Annotated in this window: 2 protein-coding genes; both read right to left on the minus strand. The window is 52.3% G+C overall.

All coding sequences use genetic code 11. The features are described 5' to 3' along the window. Positions 1-76: 76 nt before the first annotated feature. Positions 77-1,033, minus strand: coding sequence for a methyl-accepting chemotaxis protein (locus RY831_RS32690; RefSeq protein ID WP_326510453.1), 957 nt, complete (start codon positions 1,031-1,033; stop codon positions 77-79). Positions 1,034-1,468: 435 nt separating this feature from the next. Further along, entirely contained in the window at positions 1,469-3,877 is a 2,409-nt protein-coding gene (locus RY831_RS32695) for a putative bifunctional diguanylate cyclase/phosphodiesterase (protein ID WP_326510454.1), read from the minus strand. Positions 3,878-4,233: the final 356 nt, after the last annotated feature.

Below are 4,233 nucleotides of genomic sequence, written 5' to 3' on the forward strand. Positions count from 1 at the left end.
CGGATATCGCACTCCGGTTCAAGCTGAGGAAACGCTTATGGCTGCATGACATGCTGTACGTGAAACCGAGGCAGGGTCAAACTGTCGCAGCAAATTGCTCCATGCTCGATGCCGTTTCTTCCAGGCTAGCCGCCTGTGTTTCGGTACGCGCCGATAGATTCGCGTTGCCTGCGGCGATTTCACTAGTAGCCTGGTTGATCGTAGTAACGTTTTCTCGGATGTCGCCAATTGCGGCAAGCAAATTAACCTGCATCTGGCCTAGTGCGCGCAATAACCTCCCGCCTTCACCGTCGCATTGCGGCAGGGCTCGTTGTGTCAGGTCGCCGCCGGCGAGCGATTTCGCTAAATCGGTAGCATCCCCCATTGGTCGTACAACGCCACGGTCTAGATAGGCGTACAGCACAATGTTGAGCATGCCACCGACCACCGCCGCATACGACAGCCATTCGGGCATGGCGGTGGTGGTGAGCAGAAGGTGTAATAGCGCAAAGGCAGCGACGACTACCTGTGGCAGCGATGCTAATGCAATGCGTACTCGCATGGAGAGGCGGCCGCCCCGCAGCAATGCCGATAAAGTAGATTTACGAACCAGGCGCCCTTGAGCCAAGGTCATCGTACTTTGGCTACCTTTGTTGATTTCAGCGTATGCAGCTATTGCGGCATGTATCTGCTGGCGCGTTGGCTTGGTTCGCACCGACATGTACCCGACGATTCGTCCGCCTTCGGTAATTGGCGTGACGTGGGCAATTACCCAGTAGTATCCGCCATCCTTACGTCTATTCTTGACCGGCGCGCTCCATATTTCACCCGCTTTGAGTGTTTGCCACAAATCGCCAAAGGCGGCCTCCGGCATGTCTGGATGGCGAACAATATTATGCGGCGCGCCCATCAATTCGTCTTCGTCGAAACCGCTGACTTCTACAAAATAAGGATTGATATAGGTGATGCGACCCTTTAGATCGGTTTTGGAGACAATAGGACGATCATCCTGTAGCACGTATTCGCTATCATTGACGGGGAGATTCTTTCGCATTGTCTCTTTCTATTTTGCATTAGGCTGGCTCGAAACAATGCCTCCCTAATTTCCGGTTTTCTTGCTGTGATGCAGTGCATGCTGGCCATTACATAGATATTGCCTTATAGAAACTTTGATCTAGGTCAAAATTTTGCGGCCACAGTCCCAGGGGTGCGGGAAAACTACGTTTTGCCACGTATTGGTATGTCTCTCTCAACTAAGAAAGCAACGGTTGGGTAGCTCCCCAAGGCTGGAGCTTGCCGTAGAGCAAAGCTTTAACATTATGGCAATTCGGCTGATAAAACTCGGAGATTTTTGTTTCAAATTGTGGCTTAGTTACGGAAAAACCCTTGTTGGCAAAGGCGTAACTAAGAATCCGCACTATAAGGCAAGCAAAGTACGCTTACGTCTATCTATGTTTTATTAGAGAGCGTCGAAAAGCATTGCGGCAGTCTATTGCCGCCTATTGGGCAAAAATAGTTCGAAGAATTCGTCGGGTGGAACGGGTCTTCCTGTCAGATATCCCTGGATCAGGTCGCAGTTGGTGGTTCTGAGCATAGTGCGTTGCGGCTCGGTCTCCACGCCCTCGCAAATTACCGAAAGCTTGAGTGATTTAGCCAGACCAATGATCCCATTGAGCATGGCTAGAGCACTGGCATCGTGCGTGATCGGTTGCACAAACGAGCGATCGATTTTGAGTGAGGTGACCGGAAAACGGTTCAGGTAGGTGAAATTCGAGTAGCCTGTGCCGAAATCGTCCAAGGCAATACGAAACCCAAGCTCCTTAAGTTTGAGAAGGACGGTTTCGGCGGTCGAAAAGTCTTGGGACAGCATGCTTTCGGTGATCTCAATCTTGATGCATCCCGGATCTATCCCATGTTTGCGAACGCAGGATGCAACCATTTCCGGCAAGCTGTAATTGCCAAGTTGCCTTGCTGAGACATTGATCGACATAACCAAATTGCAACCCTGTTGGTTCCATAAGGCTAGCTGACGGCATGCTTCGTCGAATACCCAGGCCCCGAGCTCGTTGATGGCTGGCGAGGCTTCCGCGATCTCGAGAAAAGCGGCTGGACTGAGCAATCCCAATTTTGGATGCTGCCAGCGCACCAGTGCTTCAGCGCCGGCGATAGTATTGTCCTTGAGGCGAAATTGCGGCTGGTAGTGCAGCACGAACTGCTGCAGTTCTATTGCCGGGCGAATTTCATGGCGCAGTTTCAGCCGCTGCGTGCCCCACCGATCGATGTCGGCTGAATAAAGACTGGCCGCATGACGTCCCCCATCCTTGGCCCAGTACATGGCCGTGTCCGCCTGGTTCACAAGTTCATCCGCCGCAATGTCGCCCTCTGCGCTGAACGCAATGCCTATGCTTGCGCCAAGCGTAATATTAACGCCGTCGACCTCAAGAGGTGCGGCAATTGCATCGATGAGACTCTCAGAAAACGCTTTAGCCGCTTCAGGTAGGGTGTTGGAGAGAACGAAAATGAATTCATCACCGCTTATACGGGCCGGAATTTTATAGTCGTCGGAGAATGCAATAAGCCGGCGCGCTATCTCGATGAGAACCTGGTCGCCAACCCGATGCCCGAACGCATCATTAACTTCCTTGAACCGATCGATGTCGATGAACAGTATGGCCAGAGGTATGCCCAGATGCCGCGCCTTTTCGAGGCGCTGTTGGATGGCACTCAGACAGGCGCTGCGGTTCATCAGTCCCGTCATCTGATCGTAGCTGGCAGAACGAATTAGGGTAGCCTCCGCATTTTTGCGCTCGGTAATGTCCATGAAAAATACCGTGAGCCCTTCTGGAAATGGGTAGGCCCTCGCCTCGAACCAGACACCAAGCGGCTCGTAATACGAATCGCAACTGGCAAAGCTATTTGTCTGAAGCGCCTGATGATAGGTGTGGTAGAACGCGCTTTCAATGGCCTCGGGGAATTCCCACCAAAGGTTTTTCCCGACTAGATCCTGTGCCGACCGACGCAGCCATTTCTCTCCTTGCGGGTTGATGTAGGTGACGATCCAGTTGCGATCCACTGAAAAACACCCCTCGGTGATGGACATCAGAATGGCGGCGTTGCGCTCATTGGCGCGCCGAGCTTCCTCTGCGACCTGGTGTTTTTCTGTGATGTCGCGACCGAGACAGATAAGCGAGTCGTTGCCGGCGCCGGTCGAGAGGGTCCACTCGACGTGCGCACTGTCGCCATCTCTACGCAGGTAGCGCCCAGTCAGCGACTGCGGCTCACGGATGGCGAACTGGCGCGTCAGGTTCTGGTGGACTTCGGCCTCCCTGTCCGGGGGCACCAATTTGAAAACACTTTGGCCGATGAGTTCCTCCGGCATCCATCCGAAGACGGCGTACAGCGCTTTGTTGGCTTCAATGACGGTAGCATCGGCGTCCACTTTAAGATACACGTCAATGGAGTGTTCAATGGCGACACGCAGTTCTTCAAGGGCCGAGCGGGTAGTGTGGGATGCCGTGACGTCATGCTGAATCCCTACGAAATTAGTAACTGTACCCTGATCATCTCGTATCGGAAACATGTATAGCTGATTACAGAAAAGCTCCCCATCCTTACGATAGTTTCGGATTAGGCAGTCACACGGTTGTCCTGAGTTTATCGCATCGACAAGCAGTTGACGGGAAGATTGATCGCGATCGGTTCCTTGCAACAGACGACAATTTTTGCCGAGTACCTCCGCAGCTGTGTATTGCGTCACACGTTCGAATGCGCGATTGACGTAAATGATGGAGTTATCAGGAGTTAGCGCATCGGTGATGAGAATCGGGGAATTGCTACTATTGAGAATTGCATGGAAAAATCCCACCTGTTTGTCGCTGAAGGCATTAATCATCGTCATGTCTCTTCAAATTGGCTTGTCTAGTCCTAGCTTGGCATGTTGTGCCTTCACTGCCGCTAGGGGCATGAAAAAGGGCATGGGGATGTTGTGGTGTCACACGTATTGCTCCAGCGTGAGGAATCGTCGAGTTAACATCAACGATGAGGATGTGATGCATACAAAGCCGGCGGAACTTGACGTTATGGAACGGGGCGAAACTGTCATAGGTTGATACAGCATGATTTGATCAGGTGACCTGGTAGAAATCGTGTAGCCACCCACTGGGTGAGTCTTCATGTTATTTTCGACATGGAGGCATACATGCAAAAGCGATTTACAGAAGAACAAATCATAGGTGTCCTGCGGGAGGCGGAGGT

It is taken from the genome of Noviherbaspirillum album (genome assembly GCF_035916955.1).
In the GTDB taxonomy this organism is placed as follows: domain Bacteria; phylum Pseudomonadota; class Gammaproteobacteria; order Burkholderiales; family Burkholderiaceae_D; genus Noviherbaspirillum; species Noviherbaspirillum album.

Excerpts from the sequence above, each read along its gene's own strand:
- RY831_RS32690 (WP_326510453.1), bottom strand. The coding sequence starts at position 1,033 with ATGCGAAAGAATCTCCCCGTCAATGATAGCGAATACGTGCTACAGGAT.
- RY831_RS32695 (WP_326510454.1), bottom strand. The coding sequence starts at position 3,877 with ATGACGATGATTAATGCCTTCAGCGACAAACAGGTGGGATTTTTCCAT.